This is a genomic window from Nonomuraea sp. NPDC003201, assembly GCF_053590415.1.
Map to the genome: position 1 here is coordinate 1 of NZ_JBSFTC010000224.1, position 19,857 is coordinate 19,857.

Genomic DNA, 19,857 nt, shown 5'->3' on the forward strand with positions numbered 1-19,857 from the left:
TCCGCGACGACCTCGGCCAGCCGCCGCGCGATGTCACGCGAGGCCGCCGGGAGGACGGCGCCGGCGGAGTCGAGGAAGGCCACGACCGCCCGCTCGCCGATCGGGATGCGGGGGAGGGGGTCCCGTCCGGAGGGTGTGCCGAGGAGCGCCGTCAAGGGCAGGGCCACGGGTACGGCTCCCGCCTCGACCAGCCGGCGGACCTGCTCGGCCGCGACCGGCTCGGCGCTGCCCACCACGACGAGCGGCGCCGGGCGGGCCACGTCGCCGTGCCGCGCGGTATGCGCAGGGACGGGCTCATGCTCCGCGGTGGCCGTCTGCCCGGTGGCCGTCTGCCCGGTGGCCGTCTGCTCGATGGCCGTCTGCTCGGTGGCCGTCTGCTCGGTGGCCGTGCCGAGACTCCGCAGATGACGCCCGAGCGCGTCGGCGAGTCCGCCGGATCCGACCAGCCGCACCGACGGCACGGCCAGCGCGGCACGCAGCACGGCGTCCAGATCGGCATCCGTCTCGGCGTCGCACAGCGCGATGTGCGAGTCTTCGGCGCAGGAGGCGATCGCGTCGGAAAGGCGATCCGATCGCACGGTCGCGAGGTCCAGCACGCGGGCCGGAAGCGGCGCCAGGGCCGCCTCGACCGACGCCGGAGGGGAGACGCCGTCCACCGCCCAGGCGTTCGCACGGTGGAGGGCCACACCGGCCAGGTAAAGCACGCCGCCGCGTACCACCCGATCCAGACCGGGCAGGGCAGGGGCGACGACGACGCCGGCCCCAGGCGCCATGAGCGCGGCCACCTCCGCCGCGACGTTGCCGCGCAGCAGAGAGTCGATCTTCTTGAAGACCAGCCGCGGACGCCCGGCCGAGGCCAGGGCGACCGCGGAACGCACCGCCGCGGCGGCCTCGGCGGGATGCCGGTGCCGGGAGTCGGTATCGACCACCAGGATGTCGGCGGGATCGCACTCGTCCCGCACGGCCTGGTGAGTGAGAACAATCCTCGTGCGTGTTCCGCGCATAACTATTCGCGCTGCCGACTCGGCCGCGCCCGAGAGGTCGTCGGCCACGATGAGGACACCGTGCGCGGCCGTGCTTCTCCTGGGCGTCAAGGAATCCCCCGATGTGTTCGATCTATGCACCTCAGACAGGCTTTCACTATCCCTGCGAACCCTCATGCGCGATCCGCTCCGGAGTGAGGCGTGCACGTCGGCGCAGCCTTCGTCTTGACTGGATGATGTCACAGCTTGCACAAAATGCGCTAGATCTCTTGCGCGAAGCGCGCATGCGTGTAATGGTGCAGCAACGTCGTTGTGACGTGGGAAACATCCGGTCCTGGCAGGCGGCCGCTGAGAAGCGCACCGCTGAGGACGGTCCAGAAAGCGAGAAGCCCAGTGACTCATCTCGGAAGCGGCCCCCAGTACTCCCGGCGAAGTCTTCTCCGTCTCGGTGCTCTCACCGGCGCGGCCATGACGTTGAGTCCCCTCGCCGCCTGCGCGGGACCGGGGCCCGTCGCCGGTGCCGGCTCTGGTGCCGGTTCCACCGCCGGTCCGGGTCTCACGCTGGCGCTCAACCGCTCGCTCGTGTCGCTGGACAACAAGCTCAACCAGTTCGATGCCGCCGTCAGCGTCCAGCGCGGCGTCCGCCAGGCGCTGACCTTCATCGATCCGAAGCTCGCCGTGCAGCACGTCCTGGCCGAGAGGTTCGAGCTGACGGCTCCCACCGAGTGGACGGTCAAGCTGCGGGACGGCGTCCGCTACTCCGACGGCAGCCCGGTCAAGGTCGAAGACGTCTCAACGGCCCTGCAGATGTACCAGAAGGTCCCCGGGTCGTTCCTGGCCGGCCTGTTCCCCGAATGGCCGACGGTCACCCCCGTCGACGCGAGCACCTTCAAGCTCGTGACCGAGAACCCGGTGCCGACACTCGACTACCTGATGGCGAACATCCTGATCACCCCCGCCGCCGCGAACAAGGCGGAGGAACTTCAGGGCGGCATCGGTTCGGGCCCCTACGTCGTCACCTCCGCGAACCGGGGCACCGGCGAGTACACGCTGCAGGTCAACGACAAGTACTGGGGCCCCGCGCCCGGGATCAAGACCGTACAGGTCAGGTTCCTCCCGGAGGAGGCCAACCGCGTCGTCGCCCTGCGCAGCGGCGAGGTCGATGTGATCGACGCGATCTCCCCCGATGCGATCAGCCAGCTGTCCGGTCTCGGCGACGTGGAGATCCAGCAGGTGCCGAGCACCCGCATCACGCAGCTCTTCTACAACTTCCGCAAGCCTTCCGGGCATCCGCTCGCCGACGCGCGCGTGCGCGAGGCGCTCAGCTACGCCATCAACGGCCCCTCCCTGATCAAGGACGTCTTCGCCGATTCGGTGACCCAGGCCCGGGGCGTGGTGGCCGACACCCTGACCGGGGCGGTGCAGACCGGCGAGTACGTCTACGACCCGCAGAAGGCCAAGCAGATGCTCGAGGCCGCCGGGGTGAAGGATCTCAAGATAAAGATCATCTGGGAGACCGGGGAGTTCGCCAACGACACGAGCGTCATGGAGGCCGTGGTGGAGATGCTCAAGGCGGTCGGCGTGCAGGCCGAACTCCAGCAGTTCCAGCCGGGCGGCGACATCTCCAAGTGGCGGCAGGGCCGGGGCGGCGACTGGGACGTCCTCGGCAACGGCTACCCCGGCCCGACCGGGCTGGCGCTGACTCCGCTGCAGGGCATGTTCGCCGGCACGAAGGAGAAGGAGGCCACCCGGGACACCTACCACGGCTACGTGTTCCCCAAGATCACCGAAATGCTCCAGAAGGCCTCCCGGGAAACCGACAAGACGGCCCGGGACACCCTGCTGGCCACCGCCCAGAAGGAGATCTGGAACACCTGGCCCTGCATGTGGGCCTTCGTCCCCAAGACCGTCATCGCCCGGCGCAAGCGCGTGCAGAACGTACTGCTCAGTCCCACCAACTCCTACGACCTGGCATCTGTCCGGCTGAATGGATGACTCGTGGTCCGATATGTCGCCCAACGTGTCGGGCAGAGCCTGCTGGCGATCTTCCTGACCGTCTCCACAGTCTTCGTCCTCGTACGGCTGGCGCCAGGGGATCCGGCCGCCGCCTACGCCAGCCCCCTGGCCACCACGGCGGAGCTCGAACGCATCCGCGTCCAGTTCGGCCTGGACAAACCGCTGCTTCAGCAGTACGGAATCTTCGTTCGTGACCTGTTCAGCGGCAACCTCGGCACGTCCTTCTCCTTCCAGGCCCCCGCCCTGGATGTCGTCCTCAGCCGGATGCCGTACACCGTCATGCTCGCGGTGTCCTCCATCCTGTTCGCCGCGGTCGTGGCCATCCCGCTCGGCGTCTGGATGGCGCGGCACGCCGACACCGCCCGCGAGCTGGGGGCCAACGTGGCCATGATCGCCGGCCAGTCGATGCCGGAGTTCTGGAGCGGCATCATGCTCCTGACCATCTTCGCGGTGCTCGTCCCCGTGCTGCCGGCATCCGGTTTCACCAGCTGGGGCGGCCTGGTGCTGCCGACCGTGACAGTTGGCATCCTGCAGATCGCGCTGATCTCCCGCCTGGTACGCCGGGAGATGGGGACCGGCTTCGCGGCTCCCTACCTGACGATCGCCCGCTCCCGCGGCATCTCCGAGCGCGGCCTGACCTGGCGCTACGCCATGGGCAACTCGGCCGTCCCGGTGGTGACCGCGCTCGGCACCCGGTTCGCCGCCATGCTCAACGGCGTGGTGGTGGTCGAGGTCGTCTTCGCCTGGCCGGGTGTCGGATCGCTCGTCGTGCGCGCGCTGGAAACCAGGGACTATCCGCTGATCCAGGCGACCGTCCTGGTCACGGCCATCCTGACGGTGGCCGTCCAACTCCTCATCGATCTGGCCTACCCGCTGCTCGACCCGCGGGTACGACTCGGGAAGGCGGTGGCCTCATGACCGCCATGGAGGCCGGCCCCGCCGACGGCTTCAGAGACCAGGACGTCCCGGAGCCCCCCGCGCGGCCCAGCGCGGTGACCGCCAAGGATCTCGCGCGATCCGCGGCGGTCCGCCGCCGCAAGGGCGCGCGGCTGAAGCTGTGGGTCGGCTCGGTGTGCGTGGCCCTGGTCGTCCTGCCCGTCGTCCTGGCCAACGTGCTGCCGATCCCCGGGCCGGACGAGCAGAGCCTCGGCCTGCGCCGCCTGCCGCCGCTGACCGGCGGGCACCTGTTCGGAACCGACCAGCTCGGCAGGGACCTTCTCTCCCGGGTCCTGCACGGCGGCCAGGTCTCGCTCACCGTCGGGGTGCTGGCCATCGTCGTTTCCGGCATCATCGGCCTCATCGCCGGCGCCACGGCCGGATTCTTCGGCGGCTGGGTCGACACCGTGGTCTCCCGCCTGCTGGAAGCTCAGCTCTCGCTGCCTCTGCTGTTGATGCTGCTGCTGGTCGTCGCGCTCTTCGGCCCCTCCATCCCGGTCATCACCTTCGTGATCGCGATCGCGCAGTGGCCGGAGGTGGCCCGCCTGACCCGTTCCCTCGTGCTCGTCGAGCGGGAGAAACCCTACGTGGCCGCGGCCCGGGTGCTCGGCCTGCGCCGCGTCACCACCCTGCTCCGGCACGTGCTGCCCAACGTCGTCAAGCAGGCCACACTCGTGATCCTGCTGCTGCTGGCCCAGGCCGTGCTGCTGGAGAGCGCGCTGAGCTACCTGGGCGCCGGTCCGCAGCGCCCGTTCGCCACCTGGGGCCGCATCATCTCCGACGGCCAGGACTACATCACGACGTCGTGGTGGCTGGTCACGCTGCCCGGACTGGTCATCGTGCTGCTCGTCGTCGGCGTCAACCTGCTCGGAGACGGGCTTCGGGACCGTGTACGCAGGCGGAAAGGGAAGGTGAGCCGGGCATGACAGCCGAGTTCGACGAGGCCGGCCGTCCCCTGCTGGAGGTCGAGGACCTGCAGATCGAGCTGATCACCGAAGCCGGCATCGTCCGCGCGGTCGACGGCGTCAGCTTCCTCATCCGCCAGGGCGAAACCGTGACGATCATCGGTGAGTCCGGATCCGGCAAGTCCACCACGGCCATGGGCATTCTGCGGCTGCTCCCGCCGGAGCTGGCGGTCCTGTCCGGCAGAGCCCGCTTCCAGGGCGTCGACGTCATCGCCGACCCGCGCGCGGCGCGCAAGGTACGCGGGCGTACCGTCTCCCTCATCCCGCAGGATCCGATGACGGCGCTCAGTCCCGTCCATACGATCGGGCAGCAGCTCCGTGAGGCCGTTCGGCTGCAACATCGTGGCCTGTCCAAGTCGGAGACCATCGCGCGATCCGTCGACCTGCTGGCCCGGATGCACATCCCCGATCCGGAGTCCCAGCTCCGCAAGTATCCGCACCAGCTGTCAGGCGGCATGCTGCAGCGCGTGCTCATCGCGCTCGCGCTCGCCGGGTCGCCCGTGCTGCTCGTCGCCGACGAACCGACCTCCGCCCTGGACGTCACCGTCCAGGCAGGCATCCTCGACCTGCTGCTCGAAGTACAGGAGAACACCGGCATCGGCATCCTCATGATCACTCACGACATCGGCGTGGCCCGGCTCGTCTCCGACCGCATCCATGTCATGAAGGACGGGCGATTCGTCGAGTCCGGCGAGGCCGAACAGATCGTCGACGCGCCGGGCAACCCGTACACCAGGAAATTGCTGACGGCGGTCCCACGGCTCGGCCCGTGGGACGAGGACGGTGAGTCCCCCGAGGCGTACCCCGAGGCGTCCCCCGACGACGGGTCGCCCGCCGACCCGGTGGCACTAGGAGAATCCCGATGACCGATGACGCGTTCCTCGAGGTCGACGGCCTCGTCGTGGACTATCCCGTCGCGCACGGCCTGTTCCGCGCGGTCGACGACGTCAGCTTCACCGTCCGGCAGGGCGGCACCCTGGCCATCGTGGGGGAGTCGGGCTGCGGCAAGTCCACGATCGCCCGGTCGATCGTCCGGCTGGTCAAGCCCACCGCGGGCCGCATCGTGGTGGGCGGCACCGACATCGCGGGGCTGAGTGAGAAACAGCTGCGCCCGATGCGCACCCGGGTACAGATGATCTTCCAGGACCCGTACGGGTCGCTCGACCCGCACCTGTCGGCGGAGGAGATCGTCGCGGAACCGCTGCGGGTGCGCGGAATGCGCGACAGACGCGCACGGGCCAAGGAGGCGGCCAGGCTCATCGACCAGGTGGGCCTGCCCGCCACGGCCCTGGAGCGCCGCCCGCCGGAGTTCTCCGGCGGCCAGCGCCAGCGCATCGGCATCGCCAGGGCCCTGGCCTCCAAGCCCGATCTGCTGGTCTGCGACGAGGCGACGAGCGCTCTGGACGTGTCCGTCCAGGCGCAGGTCCTCGCGCTGCTCATGAAGATCCAGGCCGAGACCGGCCTCACCTATGTCGTGATCTCCCACAACCTCGGTGTGGTCAGGGAGATCAGCGAGGACATCATCGTCATGAGCAAAGGGCGCCTGGTCGAGTCCGGCCCGACCCGGAAGGTGCTGGCCGCGCCGGCCCACCCCTACACCCGCGCCCTCCGCAGGGCCGCGCTGGACCCGGCCGCGATCCGCGGGCGCAAGCCGCGCGATCTGGTGCGGGCCCCGTCCGCCAAGCAGTCCACCCAGCAGTCCCCCGGGACACCCGTTCAGCGAGGAACCGACCGATGACACCTTCCGTACCGGCGATCTCCGTACCGGCGGCGACACCGGCAGCGACACCGGCAGCGAATCCGGCAGCGACACAGTCTGGGGCGCGCATCGGGCTGTCCCGGCTGGTGCTGGGCACCATGACGTTCGGCGACACGGCCGACGCGAAGGAGGCCGCGCGCATGCTGGACGCGGCGCTCGACGCCGGCATCACCGGGGTGGACACCGCGAACGTCTACGCGGGCGGCGCGACCGAGTCCATCCTGGGGCCGCTGCTCGCCACCCGGCGCGACCGGGTCGTCCTCGCCACCAAGGCCGGCATGCCCCATCCGGACGCGGGCGATGACGCGCCGTTGTCCGCCAAGGCGTTGCGGGCGAGCCTCGAAGGCAGCCTGCGCCGCCTGCGGGTCGACCACGTCGACCTGTTCTACCTGCACCAGCCCGACCGCCGCACGCCGCCGGCCGAGACGCTCGGCGCCGTCGCCGAGTTCGTCGCCGAGGGCAAGGTCGGCGCGCTCGGCGTCTCCAACTACGCGGCCTGGCAGATCGCCGAGCTCAACCACACCGCCGACGCCGTCGGCGCGCCGCGCCCGGTCGTCGCCCAGCAGCTCTACAACCTCCTGGCCCGCAGGGTGGAGGAGGAATACCTGGAGTTCGCGCAGAGCACCGGCCTGACGACCATGGTCTACAACCCGCTCGGCGGGGGCCTGCTCACCGGCCGGCACACCTTCGAGCAGGACCCTTCCGCCGGCCGTTTCGGGGACTCCAAGCTCGCCCCCATGTACCGGCAGCGGTACTGGAACCCGGCGCTGTTCGAGGCCGTCACCGCCCTCGGTGAGATCGCCGCGCAGTCGGGCATCCCCCTCGTCGAGCTGTCCCTGCGGTGGCTGCTCCATCGCGACGGCGTGGGGGCGCTCCTGCTCGGCGGTTCCAAGGTCGAACACCTGCGCGCGAACATCGCCACCGCCGCGGCAGGACCGCTTCCCGAGGACGTCGTGGCAGCCTGCGACCGCGTGGGCGCGGCGCTGCGCGGCCCGATGCCCGCCTACAACCGATGAGAGCCGACCACCGAGGAGAAGGCCAGCCGTGAGCATCACCGACTTCACCGCCAGGATCCGCGCCCGGCAACCCGCACTGGGCTACTGGTCCGTGCTCGATTCGCCCGTGTCCACCGAGCGCATCGCGCGCCTCGGATACGACTACGTGTGCCTGGACGCCCAGCACGGACTGCTGGGCTACTCGGGGTTGCTGAGCGGCCTGACCGCGATCGACGCGGGCGGCGTGTCCGCGGGCCTGGTCAGAGTCGAGGCGAACAACCCCGCCCCCATCGGCCGTGCCCTCGACGCGGGCGCCGCAGGCGTCATCGTGCCTCTCATCGACACCGCCGAGGACGCCGCGGCCGCGGTCTCCGCGACCCGCTATCCACCGAAAGGGCGCCGCTCGTACGGCCCGATGCGCTCCGCGCTCCGCATCGGACCGCGCCCCGCGGACAGCGACGCCACCGTGCTGGTCCTCACCATGATCGAGACGGCACAGGGGCTGGCGAACATCGAAGCGATCTGCGCCACCCCCGACCTGGACGGCGTCTACGTCGGCCCGTCCGATCTGTGCCTGGCCCTGGGCGGCGCCTTCCCCGGCGACCCCGCGATCGCCTCCCAGTTCGAGGACGCGCTGGTCACGGTGCGTGAAGCCGCCAGGTCCGCCGGTATCGCCGCCGGCATTCACACCCCCGACGGCGGGACGGCCGCCAAGCGCCTGGCCGAGGGATACACCTTCGCCACCATCGCCTGCGACCTCGTCCACCTCGAACAGGCCGCGAAGTCCCACCTGACCGACGCCCGAGCCCAGTCTCGCCAAGGAGAGCAGTGAGCCAGTCCCCGACCTCCGTCCCCGATCACCTGCCCATGGACGGCCTGATCCGGGTTCGCGACGACGATCCGGACCGCCTTGACGCGTACCTGATCGCGCCCGCCGTGCAGAACCACGCGGCCAACCTCATGTCGCTGCACGACGGTGATCTGGGCTGCGTGTGGTTCGGCGGCACGCAGGAAGGCGTCTCGGACATCTCCATCTGGTTCTCCCGGCTGCGGAAGGGCGCGGACACCTGGTCCACGCCCACGCGGCTGTCCGATGACATGACGCGTTCCGAGCAGAACCCGGTCCTGTTCCCCACGCCCGCCGGAGAGCTGTGGCTGCTGTACACCGCCCAGCACGCCGGCAACCAGGACACCGCCGAAGTCCGCCGTCGCATCTCCCGAGACGACGGTCAGACCTGGGGACCTGTGCACACCCTCTTCCCCGCCACGAGCCGCGGCGGCGTCTTCGTCCGGCAGCCCGTGCTCGTGCTGCCCTCCGGCCGATGGCTCCTGCCCGTCTTCAACTGCGTCACCACGCCGGGCAGGCGCTGGGTCGGCGACCGTGACACCAGCTCCCTCATGATCTCCGACGACGAGGGACGAACCTGGCGCGAACAGCTCGTCCCCGACAGCACCGGCTGCGTCCACATGAACGTCCACCTCCTGGCCGACGGCACGCTGCTCGCGCTGTTCCGCAGCCGCTGGGCGGATTCGATCCACGCCAGCCGGTCGGAGGACGAGGGCGTGACCTGGAGCGCTCCCGCCGCCACCGAACTGCCCAACAACAACTCCTCCATCCAGTACGTCACACTGCGTGACGGCCGGCTCGCGCTGGTGTTCAACGCCAGCAGCGCGGCCGACGCCACCGAGCGGAGAGTCTCCCTGTACGACGAGGTCGACGACGACGGCCTGGCCGAGACCCCGGCGAGTCCGGCGACCCCGGCGAGTCCGGCACCCGCCGGGAGCGATGAGCGGACCGCGTTCTGGGGCGCTCCGCGCGCGCCCATGACCCTCGCGCTGTCCGACGACGGAGGGCGCACGTGGCCGATCCGCCGCGATCTGGAGGTGGGCGACGGCTACTGCCTGACCAACAACTCCCGCGAGGGTCTCAACCGGGAGTACTCCTACCCCTCCATCCAGGAAAGCGCTGACGGCGACCTGCACATCGCCTTCACCTACCACCGCCGCGTCATCAAGTACGTACGGGTGCGACCCGAGTGGGCCGCCCGCGCCGCGGGCGTCTGACGTGTCGACGGACACCACGCCAGACCCCCACACCGCGGAGCAGCCGCAGCACGCGGTGGTGACCGGGGCCAGCTCCGGCATCGGCCAGGCCATCGCCGCACGCCTGCTCCGCGAGGGCTGGAAAGTCACCGGGATGAGCCGTACCCGCCCTCCGGAGCACCGCCAGGACAGCCCGGCCTACGCGTGGATCCAGGCCGACCTGACCGACCTCGACCAGTTGGCCGACGCATCGGCCGCGGTGGGCGCCGTCGACGCCGTCGACGCCGTCGTTCACGCTGCGGGCCTGCAACGCTCCGCACCGCTCGGACGCCTCTCGGCACAGGACGGCGCCCTCATGTGGCGCGTCCACGTCGAGGCCGCGACCGTCCTGGTGAACGCCCTCGCCGGCGCGATCCGCCCAGGTGGCCGCGTCGTGCTGATCGGAAGCCGCACGATGGCGGGCGCGGTGGGCAAGAGCCAGTACGCGGCGACCAAGGCCGCGCTCGTGGGCCTGTCCCGTTCCTGGGCCATGGAACTGGCCCCGCGTGGCATCACCGTCAACGTGGTCGCTCCCGGCCCGACGGACACCCCCATGCTGCGGGATCCCGGACGTGCCGCCACGCCGCCACGGGTTCCGCCGCTGGGCCGGTTCATCAGACCCGAGGAGGTCGCGGGACTGACGGCCTTCCTCCTCGGGCCGGAAGGAGGCGCGGTCACCGGGCAGCACCTGGTGATGTGCGGCGGCGCGTCCCTGTGAGCCGGCGGCTCCGTCTCCTGGGTTAGCGGACCTCCACCTCCGTGATGCGGGTGTAGTCGTTGGCGCCGTTCGAGGCCAGGGCGACGATCCGGACCGCGTCCGCCGTGACCGCGGCGAAGTCCGAGCGGACGTTGCCCGCGGTGTTGCCGCGGACCTGCGCGACCGTCTGCCACTGGCCGTTCAGCCCCGCCTGGACGTCCCAGTCGCGCAGCCCGACGCTCGAGGACGGGTAGCGCTCGGTGTTCAGGGTGTAGAGGTCGACGCGGGAGATCTGCTTGGCGCCGCCCAGCGCGATCGACACCGTGTCCGGCCAGGCCCTGGCCGTGGCGTCGTTCCAGCCGTTGCCCCCGGCCCAGCCGTTCGAGCCGGCGTCGCCGTCGGCGACGCTGCACGGCGGGTAGTTCGCGTTGGTGTGCTGGGACGAGGCGGTGACGGGGCGGCGCAGGGCGAAGTTGCCGCCGTTGTCGAGCTGGTCCAGGGTGACGACCTGGACGGGGACCGACAGGGTGCGGTCCGGCGTCTTCAGGCGCAGCGCGTAGTCGCCCTGCGGCGTGGTGGGCGGCACGGCGATCAGCAGCTTCGCGCCGAGCTCGTAGCCGGGCGGCAGGTAGCTGGTCAGCATCGAGCGGGAGGCGGACAGCGGCGCTGTCACCTCGACGGACATGGTCGCGTACGACGGCTTCCTGGCGTCGCTGCGCATGCCGATCTCGAGCTTGGCCGGGCAGGCCGGGTCCACGCCGAGCGGGGCCACGACCCGGTCGGCGCCCGCGATGGGGGTCAGCCTGCCGGTGCCCTTGGAGGCGCCCGATTTGACGGTGAGCGACGGGTTCGACGGGGGCTCGGAGGGATCCTGGGCGTGGGCGGCGGCCGGGGCGGTCAGGACGACGGCGGTGGCGGCCAGCGCGGCGGTGAGGAGTCGCATGATCGGTCCTTCCTGTCAGAGCGCGTGCAGGCCGGGCACGCCGTCGAGGGTCACGAGGCTGGCCCTGGTGGAGACCGGCGCGCCGGGCCGGTCCACGTACGGCACCACCTTGAAGTCCGCCCGCCACTCGCTCCTGGTGACCTCGCAGGAGACGTAGCCGCGCTGGTAGCTGGAGAAGCGGAGATGCGGGTTGACCGCGTCGGTGCCGCCGGCCGGCAGGCCGGTGTTCGGGTTGCCGTTGCCGCCGCTGCTGACGGAGGTCCCGACGAACTCCACGCCGACAGTCTGCGAGGTGGGGTCGTCGAAGTTCGTCTTGAGCTCCCCTGCCAGGTTGTAGTGGATGTCGCCGGTCAGCACGACGGGGTTGCTGACCTGCCGCTCCACCATGCCGTTCAGCACGCGGTCCTTGGCGGCCTTGTAGCCGTCCCAGAGATCCATGCTGAGCTTCTGCGCGGGCCCGGCGTCGTAGTCGAGCTGGATCATGGCGATCTGCTGGGCCAGCACGTTCCACTTGGCGCGGGACTCGCCCAGGCCGTCGAGCAGCCACTTCTCCTGCTCGGCCCCGAGCATCTGGCGGGCCGGGTCGAGCCGCTCGGCGCAGTCGATCTGCTGCCCGTCGCCGCAGACCTGGTCGTCGCGGTACTGGCGGGTGTCCAGCACGTTGAACTCGGCCAGGTCGCCGAAGGAGAACCTGCGGTAGATCCGGGCGTCGGGCCCCTGCACGGCGGGCACCCTGATGGGCATGTTCTCCCAGTATGCGCGGAAGGCGTTGGCGCGGATCACCAGGTAGTCCTGCTCGGACACCTCGCCGCCGGGGCCGAAGCGGCCCGCCCAGTTGTCGAGCACCTCGTGGTCGTCCCAGGTGACGATCCACGGCGCCGCCTGGTGCGCGGCCTGCAGGTCGGGGTCGCTCTTGTAGAGGCCGTACTGGACGCGGTAGCGGTCGAGCGTGTCGCACTGCACCCGGAACTGCTCGGGCACCGGCGTGTTGCGGTTCCCGCCCGAGGGCACGATGCCGTACTCGTAGATGTAGTCGCCGAGGTGGAAGACGACGTCGGGACGCTCCTCGGCGAGGTGGCGGTAGGCGGAGTAGTAGCCGTCCTGCCACGACGCGCACGAGGCGAAGGCCAGATGCAGCGACTCGGGGCTGCTGCGCGGCGCGGGCGCCGTCCTGGTCCTGCCGACCGGGCTGAGCTCGCCGCCGGTGCGGAAGCGGTAGAAGTAGTCGCGGCCGGGGCGCAGCCCCTTCGCGTCCACGTGGACCGAGTGGCCGTACTCGGGGGTGGCCCACGTGGAGCCGTACCCCGCGCGCCGGGTGAACGCCTCGTCCTCGGCGATCTCCCACTCGACCTTGATCTTGTTGTACGGCAGCCCGCCCAGCGGTTCGAGCGGCCTGGCCGCCAGCCGGGTCCAGAGGATCACCCGGTCGGGCAGCGGATCGCCGGAGGCGACGCCGAGCTGGAAGGGGTAGTCGCCGCTCACCGTGGCGGCCGCGGTCCACGGGTCGGCGAGGTCGGTGCTGAACGCCAGGGCTAATGCGCTCAGACCGAGGAACGAACGGCGCGTGTGCATGCTGCTTCCTCAGATGGGGGGCGAAAGCCCTCACTTTGTAGCAAGCAGGCAAGCTTGTAACAAGACTGAAGTTAAAAATCACATACAAACGTGTTACAACTGGGCGACCTCGACCCGCCGGTGCCGGTCGCGCAGGCGCTGCAGCATCTCGGCGGGGGCGTTGGCGTCGACCACGATGACGTCGAAGTCGTCGAGCGGCGCGACCCGGTGCAGCGCCACCCTGGCCAGCTTCGAGCCGTCCACGGCCAGGATCCGGCGGGTGCCCGAGCCCAGCATCGCCCGCTTGACCAGCACGATCTCCTGCTCCTGGTGGAAGGCGTACTGGTCGGAGACCGCGGAGGTGGAGACCACGACCACGTCCGTGCTGACCGCCTCGACCGCGTCCACGCAGCCCAGCCCGAGGAAAGAGTCGTGTGTGGCATGGTACTCACCGCCGAGCGCGATGAGCCGGATGTCGGGGGTGGCCGCGAGCAGCCTGATCGCCTCGAGGAAGTTCGTCAGCACGGTCAGCGGCGCGAGCTCGCCCAGGTGGCGGGCCACGGCCAGGGCCGTCGTGGAGTCGTCGAGCATCACGGAGCTGCCCGGCTCGATGAGCCCGGCCACCACCCTGGCGATCGCGTCCTTCTCCGCGGTGTGGGCCGTGAGCCGGTAGGCGATGTTGCTCTCCCAGACGTTGGAGGCCTGGGCGGTGGCGCCGCCGCGAACCTTGCGCACCATGCCCTGGCGCTCCAGTTCGTCGAGGTCGCGGTGCACGGTCATCACGCTCACGTCGAAGCTCTCCGCGAGCTCCGTCACCGTGGCCGAGCCACGCCGTACGATGTGCTCGGCCATGTCCCGCCACCGGGCGGACTTGCCGGAGGTGTGCTGCCGCGAATTCACCTGAGCCCTCACCCTCGCCTGAACGGTTGCGGATCCTACTCTTGACACCCTTCTCGGGCGACTCGTACCCTCCCGACATCCCTCATTTTTAACAGAATCGGCTGTTAACTTAACAGGACCGTCATTAAAACGTTCGTATCGGCCTTGCAGCGCCGGCGAGGAGACATGACATGACCGATCTGCGTGACGCCCGACTGAGCCGGGTCCAGTTCTTCCGCATGATGGGTGGCCTCGCCGTGGCCGCGGCCGCCACCGCCTGCTCGACCAAGCCCGAGACCACGGCCACCACGGGCGGCGGGACCGCCGCCGCCGGGGTCGACCTGAAGTTCCTCGGCGTGGCCGACCAGAAGGCGCCGATGGACGCGCTGCTGGCCGCCTACCAGAAGGTGAAGCCGGAGGTGCGGCTCACCGCCTCCTTCGCCCCCACCGACCAGGTGCAGACCTCGGTCCGCACCCAGCTCGGCGCGGGCAACGCCCCCGACCTGCACGTGGTCTACCCGGGCAACGGCAGCGCGATGTCCATGAGCCAGATCGCCAAGGCCGGGCTGCTGGCCGACCTGTCCGCCCAGGCGTGGACGCAGACGATCCCCGCCGGGTTCAAGCCCGCCTTCCAGCTCGACGGCAAGACCTACATCTACTCCGCCGGCTCGTCGGTCATCGGCGCCGTCTACAACAAGAAGGCGTTCGAGAAGGCCGGCGTGGAGGCGCCGCCGACCACGTGGACGGAGTTCCTCGCGGTCTGCGACAAGCTGAAGAAGGCCGGCATCACGCCGATCGCGCTGGGCGCGCAGACGCCGTGGGTCACCCAGCTCATCACGTACGCGCTGGTGCCCTCCACCGTCTACGCCAAGGACCCGACGTTCGACGACAAGCAGCTCGCCGGGCAGACCTCCTTCGCCCAGTCGGGCTGGCGCCAGGCCATGGAGATGTACCTGGAGCTGCAGAAGCGCGGCTTCTTCAACGACAAGCCGAACGGCACTACGTTCGAGCAGCAGATCTCCATGGTGGCCACCGGCAAGGCCGGCATGGCGATCCAGGTGTCGGCCGTGCTGCCCGACTTCCGCAAGGCGGCCTCCTCGCCCGACGACCTGTCGATGTTCCCCGTGCCGGGCGCGGACGACGCCAACCAGGTGTGGATCCCCGCCGGCGTGGTCGTCGGCCTCGGCGCCAGCGCCAAGGGCCAGCACGTCGAGGAGGCCAAGGCGTTCATCGACTTCCTCGGCAAGCAGGAGAGCATCAACGCCTGGGCCAAGGCCATCGCCGCCATCCCGCTCACCCAGGACTCCTCCTCGACCATCGACCCGGCCGTCCAGTCGTTCCTGCCGTTCACCAAGGACCGGGCGGTGCCGTTCATGGACCAGCGCTGGCCCAACGCCGAGGTGCAGCCGGTGCACTTCGCGGTGATCCAGGAGCTGCTGGCCGGCAAGTCGACCATCGACGAGGCACTGAAGAAGATGGACGAGGCGTACAAGAAGTGACTTCCCTGACTGTCCAGCGGCGTTCGGCCGTCTCTCGGCGCAGGCGGCGCTTCAGCGCCAACTCGCCGTCCTGGCTGTTCGCCGCGCCCGCCCTCGTCGTCTACGCGCTGGTCGTGCTCTACCCGGCCGCGGCCGGCGTGGTGTACGCCTTCACGGACTGGAGCGGCATCGGCCAGGACATGTCCTTCGTCGGCCTGGCCAACTTCGGCGCGCTCCTGGGCGACGAGCAGGCCATGGGCTCGATCGGCAACACGCTGCTGCTCACCGTGGCCATCGTGGCCGTCCAGAACGGGGTCGGCCTGCTGCTGGCCCTGGGCGTCAACGCCAAGCTGAAGAGCCGGGCGCTGCTGCGGGTGATCTTCTTCGCGCCCGTGGTCGTCAGCCCGGTCATGGTGGCCTTCCTGTGGAAGTACGTCTACAACCCCGACCCGTCGGCGGGCCTGAACGGGCTGCTCGGCCTGAGCGTGGACTGGCTGGGCGACCCGTCGGTGGCGCTGTGGTCGATCGCCGGCATGGTCGTGTGGCAGTACGCCGGATACTCCATGGTCATCTTCCTGGCCGGGCTCGAAGGCGTGCCGAAGGAGCTGCACGAGGCGGCCATGATCGACGGGGCGGGCACCTTCCAGCGCTTCCGCTACGTCACCTGGCCGCTGCTGGCCCCCGCCGTGACGATCAACCTCATGCTCTCCACGATCGGCGGGCTGAAGCTCTTCGACCAGATCTTCGCCGCCACCAACGGCGGCCCCGGCTACGCCACGGAGACCCTGTCCACGGTGCTCTACAAGCAGGCGTTCGTGTTCGGCAAGTTCGGCTACAGCACCGCGATCGCGCTGGTGCTCGCCCTGTTCGTGGCGGCCGTCTCCCTCGTCCAGGTCTACTACCTGCGCAACCGGGAGGTGTCCGCATGAGAAGGACGTTCCTGCTGGAGATCGTGATGATCGCGGCGGCGGTGGCGTTCCTGTTCCCCGTCTACACGCTGATCTCGCTGTCGCTGAAGGACCCGGCGCAGATCTCCCAGACGCCGCTGGCGCTGCCCGACCCGCCCACGCTGGACAACTTCGGCAAGGCGTGGTCGGCCGCCGCGCTCGGCCCGTCGCTGGTCAACAGCACGGTGATCACCGTGGCCAGCCTGGTCCTGCTGATCGCGCTCGGCTCGTTCGCATCCTACTTCCTGGCCCGCGTGCACAGCAGGCTCGGCTACGGCCTCTACATCCTCTTCCTGCTGGGCATCGTGCTGCCGTTCCAGCTCGGCATGATCCCGCTCTACGAGCTGGTGACCGACCTGGGGCTGATCGGCACGCACGCCGGGATGATCCTCTTCTACACCGGCATCCAGCTGCCCTTCACGGTCTTCCTGTACACCGGCTTCATCCGCGCGCTGCCCCGCGAGTACGCCAGCGCCGCCCAGATCGACGGCGCCTCCCACCTGACGGCGTTCACCCGGGTGGTCTTCCCGCTGCTGCGGCCCATCACCGGCACCGTGCTGATCCTCAACGCCGTCTTCATCTGGAACGACTTCTTCACCCCGCTGCTCTACCTGGGCGGCTCCGGGTTCGAGACGGTCCCGGTCAGCGTCTTCGCCTTCGTCGGCCAGTACGTCTCCGACCACGGCCTGGTCTTCGCCGGGCTCGTCCTCGGGGCGCTGCCGATCGTGCTGGTCTTCCTGGTGCTGCAGCGCTACGTCATCAAGGGCTTCTCCAGCGGGCTCAAGGGATGACCGTCTTCGACGTGCTCCGCGAGCCGCCACGGGAGTTCTCCCCGGCGGCCATCTGGTGGTGGAGCGGCGAGCCGCTGCGCCGCGACCGGCTGCGCTGGCAGATGGAGCGGCTCGTCGCCGGGGGAGTGCGCAACCTCGTCATCCTCAACCTGGCGCCGTCGGGGCCGCTGTTCGGCTCCGACGCCGACGACCCGCCGTTCCTGTCCGAGGCGTGGTGGGAGCTGCTGGACGGCGTCTGCGCCGACGCCTGCGAGCTGGGCGCGTACCTGTGGTTCTACGACCAGCTCGGCTTCTCCGGCGCCGACCTTCAGGCCCGTCTCGTCCAGGAACGCCCGGAGTTCGCCGGGCAGTGGCTGGCACCCGACGGGACGGTCTCGACGCGCGGTTTCGACTACCTGTCCCGCGAGGCGTGCGCGGTGCTGCTCGACCGGGTGCACGGCGAGTTCGAGCGGCGGGTGGGCCACTGGTTCGGCACGGTGATCGCCGGGTCGTTCCAGGACGAGCTGCCGACCGTGCCCACCTGGTCGGCGACGTTCGCCGAGGAGTACGCGGCCCGGCGCGGCCGGCCCTTCACCCTCGACGCGCCCGACTGGCAGGCCTACCAGCAGACCCGGGCCGAGCTGGCCGAGGAGGCGTTCTTCCGGCCGCTGTCCGCCTGGCACGAGCGCCACGGCCTGCTCAACGGCTGCGACCAGCAGGACCCGGCCCGCGCCGGGCATCCCGTGGACGGGGTCCGGCTCTACGCCGACTACGCGCGTACCCATCGCTGGTTCGGCGCGCCCGGCTCCGACCACCACGGCGACGCGCGCCTGCACTCCTCCCTCGCCCACCTGTACGGCCGGCCGCGCACCTGGATCGAGGCGTTCCACTCCAGCGGCTGGGGCGGCACCCTGGAGGAGACCTTCGACTGGCTGCTGCCCTGGTTGCGCGCCGGTGCCAACCTTTACAACCCCCACGCCGTCTACTACACGACCCGGCGCGGCTGGTGGGAGTGGGCGCCGCCGTCCACCGACTGGCGCCAACCCTACTGGCGGCACCACCGGGTCTTCGCGGACGCGGTGACCCGCCTGTGCGCGGCCCTGTCCCTGGGCCGCCACGCCTGCGACGTCGCGGTGCTCCTGCCCACCGCGACGTCGCAGGCCGGAACCGGGCTGGACGGCGTCGGCGCGCAGGCCGCGCGGGCGCAGGAGGTCTACCGGGAGCTCGTGGGCGACATGGCGTGGTTCGCGACCGTGCCGGGGGCGCTCGACCGGCTCGGCCTCGACGCCGACGTGATCGACGAGGACTCGGTGCGGCGCGCGGACGTGCGCGACGGGAGGCTGGCCGTCTCCACCGAGGCGTACCGGGCCGTCGTGCTGCCCGCCGTGACCGTGCTCGACGAGGACGTGGCCGCGCGGCTGAAGGAGTTCGCCGCCGGCGGCGGGCTGCTGGTCGCGGTGGGGGCCGTCCCCGACGGGCTCCCGGCCGTGTCCGTGGAGAGCGCCGAAGGGATCGGGGCGGCGCTGGCCGGGCTCGAACGGCGGGTCGAGGCGCCGGTGCCGCCGCTGGTACGCGAGATCGGGGAGACCACGCTGGTGTTCCTGACCGCCGCGTTCCCCATGGCCAGCAGGATCGGCGTGGGGCGGCCCGAGGAGCGCGGCGTCGAGCTGGGCTGGCTGGACGCCGCCATCGACTTCGACCCGTCCCGGTACGCCCGCGAGATGCGGGTGAAGGTGCGCGGCGTCTCCGGGACGCCGCTGCTGGCGAGCCCGTTCGGCGGGGAACCCCGGGCGCTGCCGTGCACCACGGACGGGGACGCGCTGGAGATCGTCGTGCCTTTCGACGACGGGCCCGCCGCGCTGCTGATCTTCGACGGGACCTCCCGGGTCCCGGCGCCGCGCCCGAGCTTCCCGCATGAGGTGGAGCTGGGCGAGGAGTGGGACGTCGAGCTCGTGCCGACGCTGGACGACACCTGGTCGGACTTCGGCAGCCGCGCCGTCGTCGAACGCTGGACGCTGCGCACGCCGGACGGCGAGCCGGTGCACGTCACGTTCGAGCCCCGGGGCGAGCAGCGGGTCGGGGCCGGGCCGTGGACGCCGTCGGTGTGGTCGCCGTCGCGCGGGCTGCGCAAGGACCCGATCCACCGGGAGACCCTCGGCCCCAAGGGGCACGTGCCCGTGGAGTTCCTGGCGTTCGGGACGGTCGGGGCGGGGGAGGAGGCCCGCTTCCGCAGCCTGCTCACCGTGCCCGCCGACATGCCCGAGGGCGGCCGGCTGGCGATCGGGGCGGGCGCGGCCAAGACCGCCTGGCTGGACGGCGAGGAGGTGCCGCTGGACGACTCCGGATACGCGGCGGTCTCGCGCGCGCCGCTCGCGCCCGGCACCTACCTTCTGGAGCTGCGGCTCGTCCCCGACGAGGAGCTCGACCTGCGGGCGTACGCCTGCCTGGTCGCCGACCCCCGCGACGCGGCTCTGCCCGAGTGGATCGGCGGGGCCATGGAGACCACCGTGCACGTCGGCGCACCGCCGTACGAGCTGCTGCAGGTGGCCTCGACCGCATACTGCCGGGTGCTGGTGAACGGGGCGGAAGCGGGCAGGCAGGGCGGGTTCGACCCGTACGAGGAGGCGGACATCCCCCGGGTGCGCCGCTACGACGTGTCCGGCCTGCTCCGGCCGGGCGGCAACACGATCAGCGTGGAGTCGGACGGCTGGGTGCTGGTGGACGGGCTCGCGGTCTCCGGTCCCGGCTGGCCGTCGCGGCCCCGCGTACGGCGGCGCCAGCAGGGCGACCCCGCCGCGCTCCACCTGCGGCCCCGCCCGCATCCGCTGCCCGTCGAGCCAGCCCGCCTCGGGCAGC

General features: G+C 70.8%; 17 protein-coding genes. 13 read left to right on the forward strand and 4 right to left on the reverse strand.

Annotated elements, in window-relative coordinates; translation table 11 throughout:
- Positions 1-1,385, reverse strand: a 1,385-nt coding sequence (locus tag ACWDX9_RS44930; RefSeq protein WP_449966098.1) for a four-carbon acid sugar kinase family protein, incomplete at its 3' end; no start/stop codon positions are given.
- Positions 1,386-1,451: 66 nt separating this feature from the next.
- Here ACWDX9_RS44930 and ACWDX9_RS44935 point away from each other — a divergent pair.
- From ACWDX9_RS44935 to ACWDX9_RS44975, 9 genes are read left to right on the forward strand one after another with little or no spacing between them, the layout of a single operon-like run.
- A complete protein-coding gene (locus tag ACWDX9_RS44935) occupies positions 1,452-2,978 on the forward strand; it encodes an ABC transporter substrate-binding protein (protein WP_449966100.1) in 1,527 nt (508 codons plus the stop codon).
- A 3-nt stretch (positions 2,979-2,981) separates the two neighbouring features.
- Positions 2,982-3,917 (forward strand): ABC transporter permease, encoded by a 936-nt coding sequence (locus tag ACWDX9_RS44940; RefSeq protein ID WP_449966103.1) that lies wholly within the window; start codon positions 2,982-2,984, stop codon positions 3,915-3,917.
- Positions 3,914-4,861 carry an ABC transporter permease gene (locus tag ACWDX9_RS44945; protein WP_449966106.1) on the forward strand — a complete coding sequence of 316 codons (948 nt, stop codon included), beginning with the start codon at positions 3,914-3,916 and terminating at the stop codon, positions 4,859-4,861. The genes ACWDX9_RS44940 and ACWDX9_RS44945 overlap by 4 nt, the downstream gene beginning before the upstream one ends.
- Complete coding sequence (locus ACWDX9_RS44950; protein ID WP_449966108.1) at positions 4,858-5,766, forward strand: ABC transporter ATP-binding protein; 909 nt, start codon at positions 4,858-4,860, stop codon at positions 5,764-5,766. The genes ACWDX9_RS44945 and ACWDX9_RS44950 overlap by 4 nt, the downstream gene beginning before the upstream one ends.
- A complete protein-coding gene (locus ACWDX9_RS44955; RefSeq protein ID WP_449966110.1) occupies positions 5,763-6,638 on the forward strand; it encodes an ATP-binding cassette domain-containing protein in 876 nt (291 codons plus the stop codon). Before ACWDX9_RS44950 ends, ACWDX9_RS44955 begins: the two co-directional genes overlap by 4 nt.
- Positions 6,635-7,675 carry an aldo/keto reductase gene (locus tag ACWDX9_RS44960; RefSeq protein WP_449966112.1) on the forward strand — a complete coding sequence of 347 codons (1,041 nt, stop codon included), beginning with the start codon at positions 6,635-6,637 and terminating at the stop codon, positions 7,673-7,675. The genes ACWDX9_RS44955 and ACWDX9_RS44960 overlap by 4 nt, the downstream gene beginning before the upstream one ends.
- A gap of 28 nt (positions 7,676-7,703) precedes the next feature.
- Entirely contained in the window at positions 7,704-8,486 is a 783-nt protein-coding gene (locus ACWDX9_RS44965) for an HpcH/HpaI aldolase family protein (RefSeq protein WP_449966115.1), read from the forward strand.
- Positions 8,483-9,718 (forward strand): sialidase family protein, encoded by a 1,236-nt coding sequence (locus ACWDX9_RS44970; protein WP_449966118.1) that lies wholly within the window; start codon positions 8,483-8,485, stop codon positions 9,716-9,718. Before ACWDX9_RS44965 ends, ACWDX9_RS44970 begins: the two co-directional genes overlap by 4 nt.
- A gap of 1 nt (position 9,719) precedes the next feature.
- Complete coding sequence (locus tag ACWDX9_RS44975) at positions 9,720-10,454, forward strand: SDR family NAD(P)-dependent oxidoreductase (RefSeq protein ID WP_449966120.1); 735 nt, start codon at positions 9,720-9,722, stop codon at positions 10,452-10,454.
- 22 nt (positions 10,455-10,476) lie between these two features.
- Here the strand turns inward: ACWDX9_RS44975 and ACWDX9_RS44980 are convergent, their stop codons facing one another.
- The 3 genes from ACWDX9_RS44980 to ACWDX9_RS44990 all read right to left on the reverse strand — a co-directional run bounded on the left by ACWDX9_RS44980 (position 10,477) and on the right by ACWDX9_RS44990 (position 13,827).
- A complete protein-coding gene (locus tag ACWDX9_RS44980) occupies positions 10,477-11,376 on the reverse strand; it encodes a discoidin domain-containing protein (protein WP_449966123.1) in 900 nt (299 codons plus the stop codon).
- Positions 11,377-11,391: 15 nt separating this feature from the next.
- Positions 11,392-12,948, reverse strand: a complete 1,557-nt coding sequence (locus ACWDX9_RS44985; RefSeq protein ID WP_449966126.1) for an alkaline phosphatase D family protein — start codon at positions 12,946-12,948, stop codon at positions 11,392-11,394.
- A gap of 93 nt (positions 12,949-13,041) precedes the next feature.
- Positions 13,042-13,827, reverse strand: coding sequence for a DeoR/GlpR family DNA-binding transcription regulator (locus tag ACWDX9_RS44990; RefSeq protein ID WP_350727691.1), 786 nt, complete (start codon positions 13,825-13,827; stop codon positions 13,042-13,044).
- A 170-nt stretch (positions 13,828-13,997) separates the two neighbouring features.
- Between ACWDX9_RS44990 and ACWDX9_RS44995 the strand changes: the two genes are divergently transcribed.
- From ACWDX9_RS44995 to ACWDX9_RS45010, 4 genes are all read left to right on the forward strand, one after another.
- Positions 13,998-15,305, forward strand: coding sequence for an extracellular solute-binding protein (locus ACWDX9_RS44995; protein WP_449966128.1), 1,308 nt, complete (start codon positions 13,998-14,000; stop codon positions 15,303-15,305).
- Complete coding sequence (locus tag ACWDX9_RS45000) at positions 15,302-16,213, forward strand: carbohydrate ABC transporter permease (RefSeq protein WP_192792926.1); 912 nt, start codon at positions 15,302-15,304, stop codon at positions 16,211-16,213. The genes ACWDX9_RS44995 and ACWDX9_RS45000 overlap by 4 nt, the downstream gene beginning before the upstream one ends.
- Positions 16,210-17,022, forward strand: a complete 813-nt coding sequence (locus ACWDX9_RS45005; RefSeq protein ID WP_350727693.1) for a carbohydrate ABC transporter permease — start codon at positions 16,210-16,212, stop codon at positions 17,020-17,022. The genes ACWDX9_RS45000 and ACWDX9_RS45005 overlap by 4 nt, the downstream gene beginning before the upstream one ends.
- A partial coding sequence (locus tag ACWDX9_RS45010; RefSeq protein ID WP_449966132.1) for a hypothetical protein occupies positions 17,019-19,857 on the forward strand: 2,839 nt, incomplete at its 3' end. The genes ACWDX9_RS45005 and ACWDX9_RS45010, both read left to right, overlap by 4 nt.

Excerpts from the sequence above, each read along its gene's own strand:
- ACWDX9_RS44935 (WP_449966100.1), top strand. The coding sequence starts at position 1,452 with ATGACGTTGAGTCCCCTCGCCGCCTGCGCGGGACCGGGGCCCGTCGCC.
- ACWDX9_RS44945 (WP_449966106.1), top strand. The coding sequence starts at position 3,914 with ATGACCGCCATGGAGGCCGGCCCCGCCGACGGCTTCAGAGACCAGGAC.
- ACWDX9_RS44950 (WP_449966108.1), top strand. The coding sequence starts at position 4,858 with ATGACAGCCGAGTTCGACGAGGCCGGCCGTCCCCTGCTGGAGGTCGAG.
- ACWDX9_RS44955 (WP_449966110.1), top strand. The coding sequence starts at position 5,763 with ATGACCGATGACGCGTTCCTCGAGGTCGACGGCCTCGTCGTGGACTAT.
- ACWDX9_RS44960 (WP_449966112.1), top strand. The coding sequence starts at position 6,635 with ATGACACCTTCCGTACCGGCGATCTCCGTACCGGCGGCGACACCGGCA.
- ACWDX9_RS44980 (WP_449966123.1), bottom strand. The coding sequence starts at position 11,376 with ATGCGACTCCTCACCGCCGCGCTGGCCGCCACCGCCGTCGTCCTGACC.
- ACWDX9_RS44985 (WP_449966126.1), bottom strand. The coding sequence starts at position 12,948 with ATGCACACGCGCCGTTCGTTCCTCGGTCTGAGCGCATTAGCCCTGGCG.
- ACWDX9_RS44995 (WP_449966128.1), top strand. The coding sequence starts at position 13,998 with ATGACCGATCTGCGTGACGCCCGACTGAGCCGGGTCCAGTTCTTCCGC.
- ACWDX9_RS45005 (WP_350727693.1), top strand. The coding sequence starts at position 16,210 with ATGAGAAGGACGTTCCTGCTGGAGATCGTGATGATCGCGGCGGCGGTG.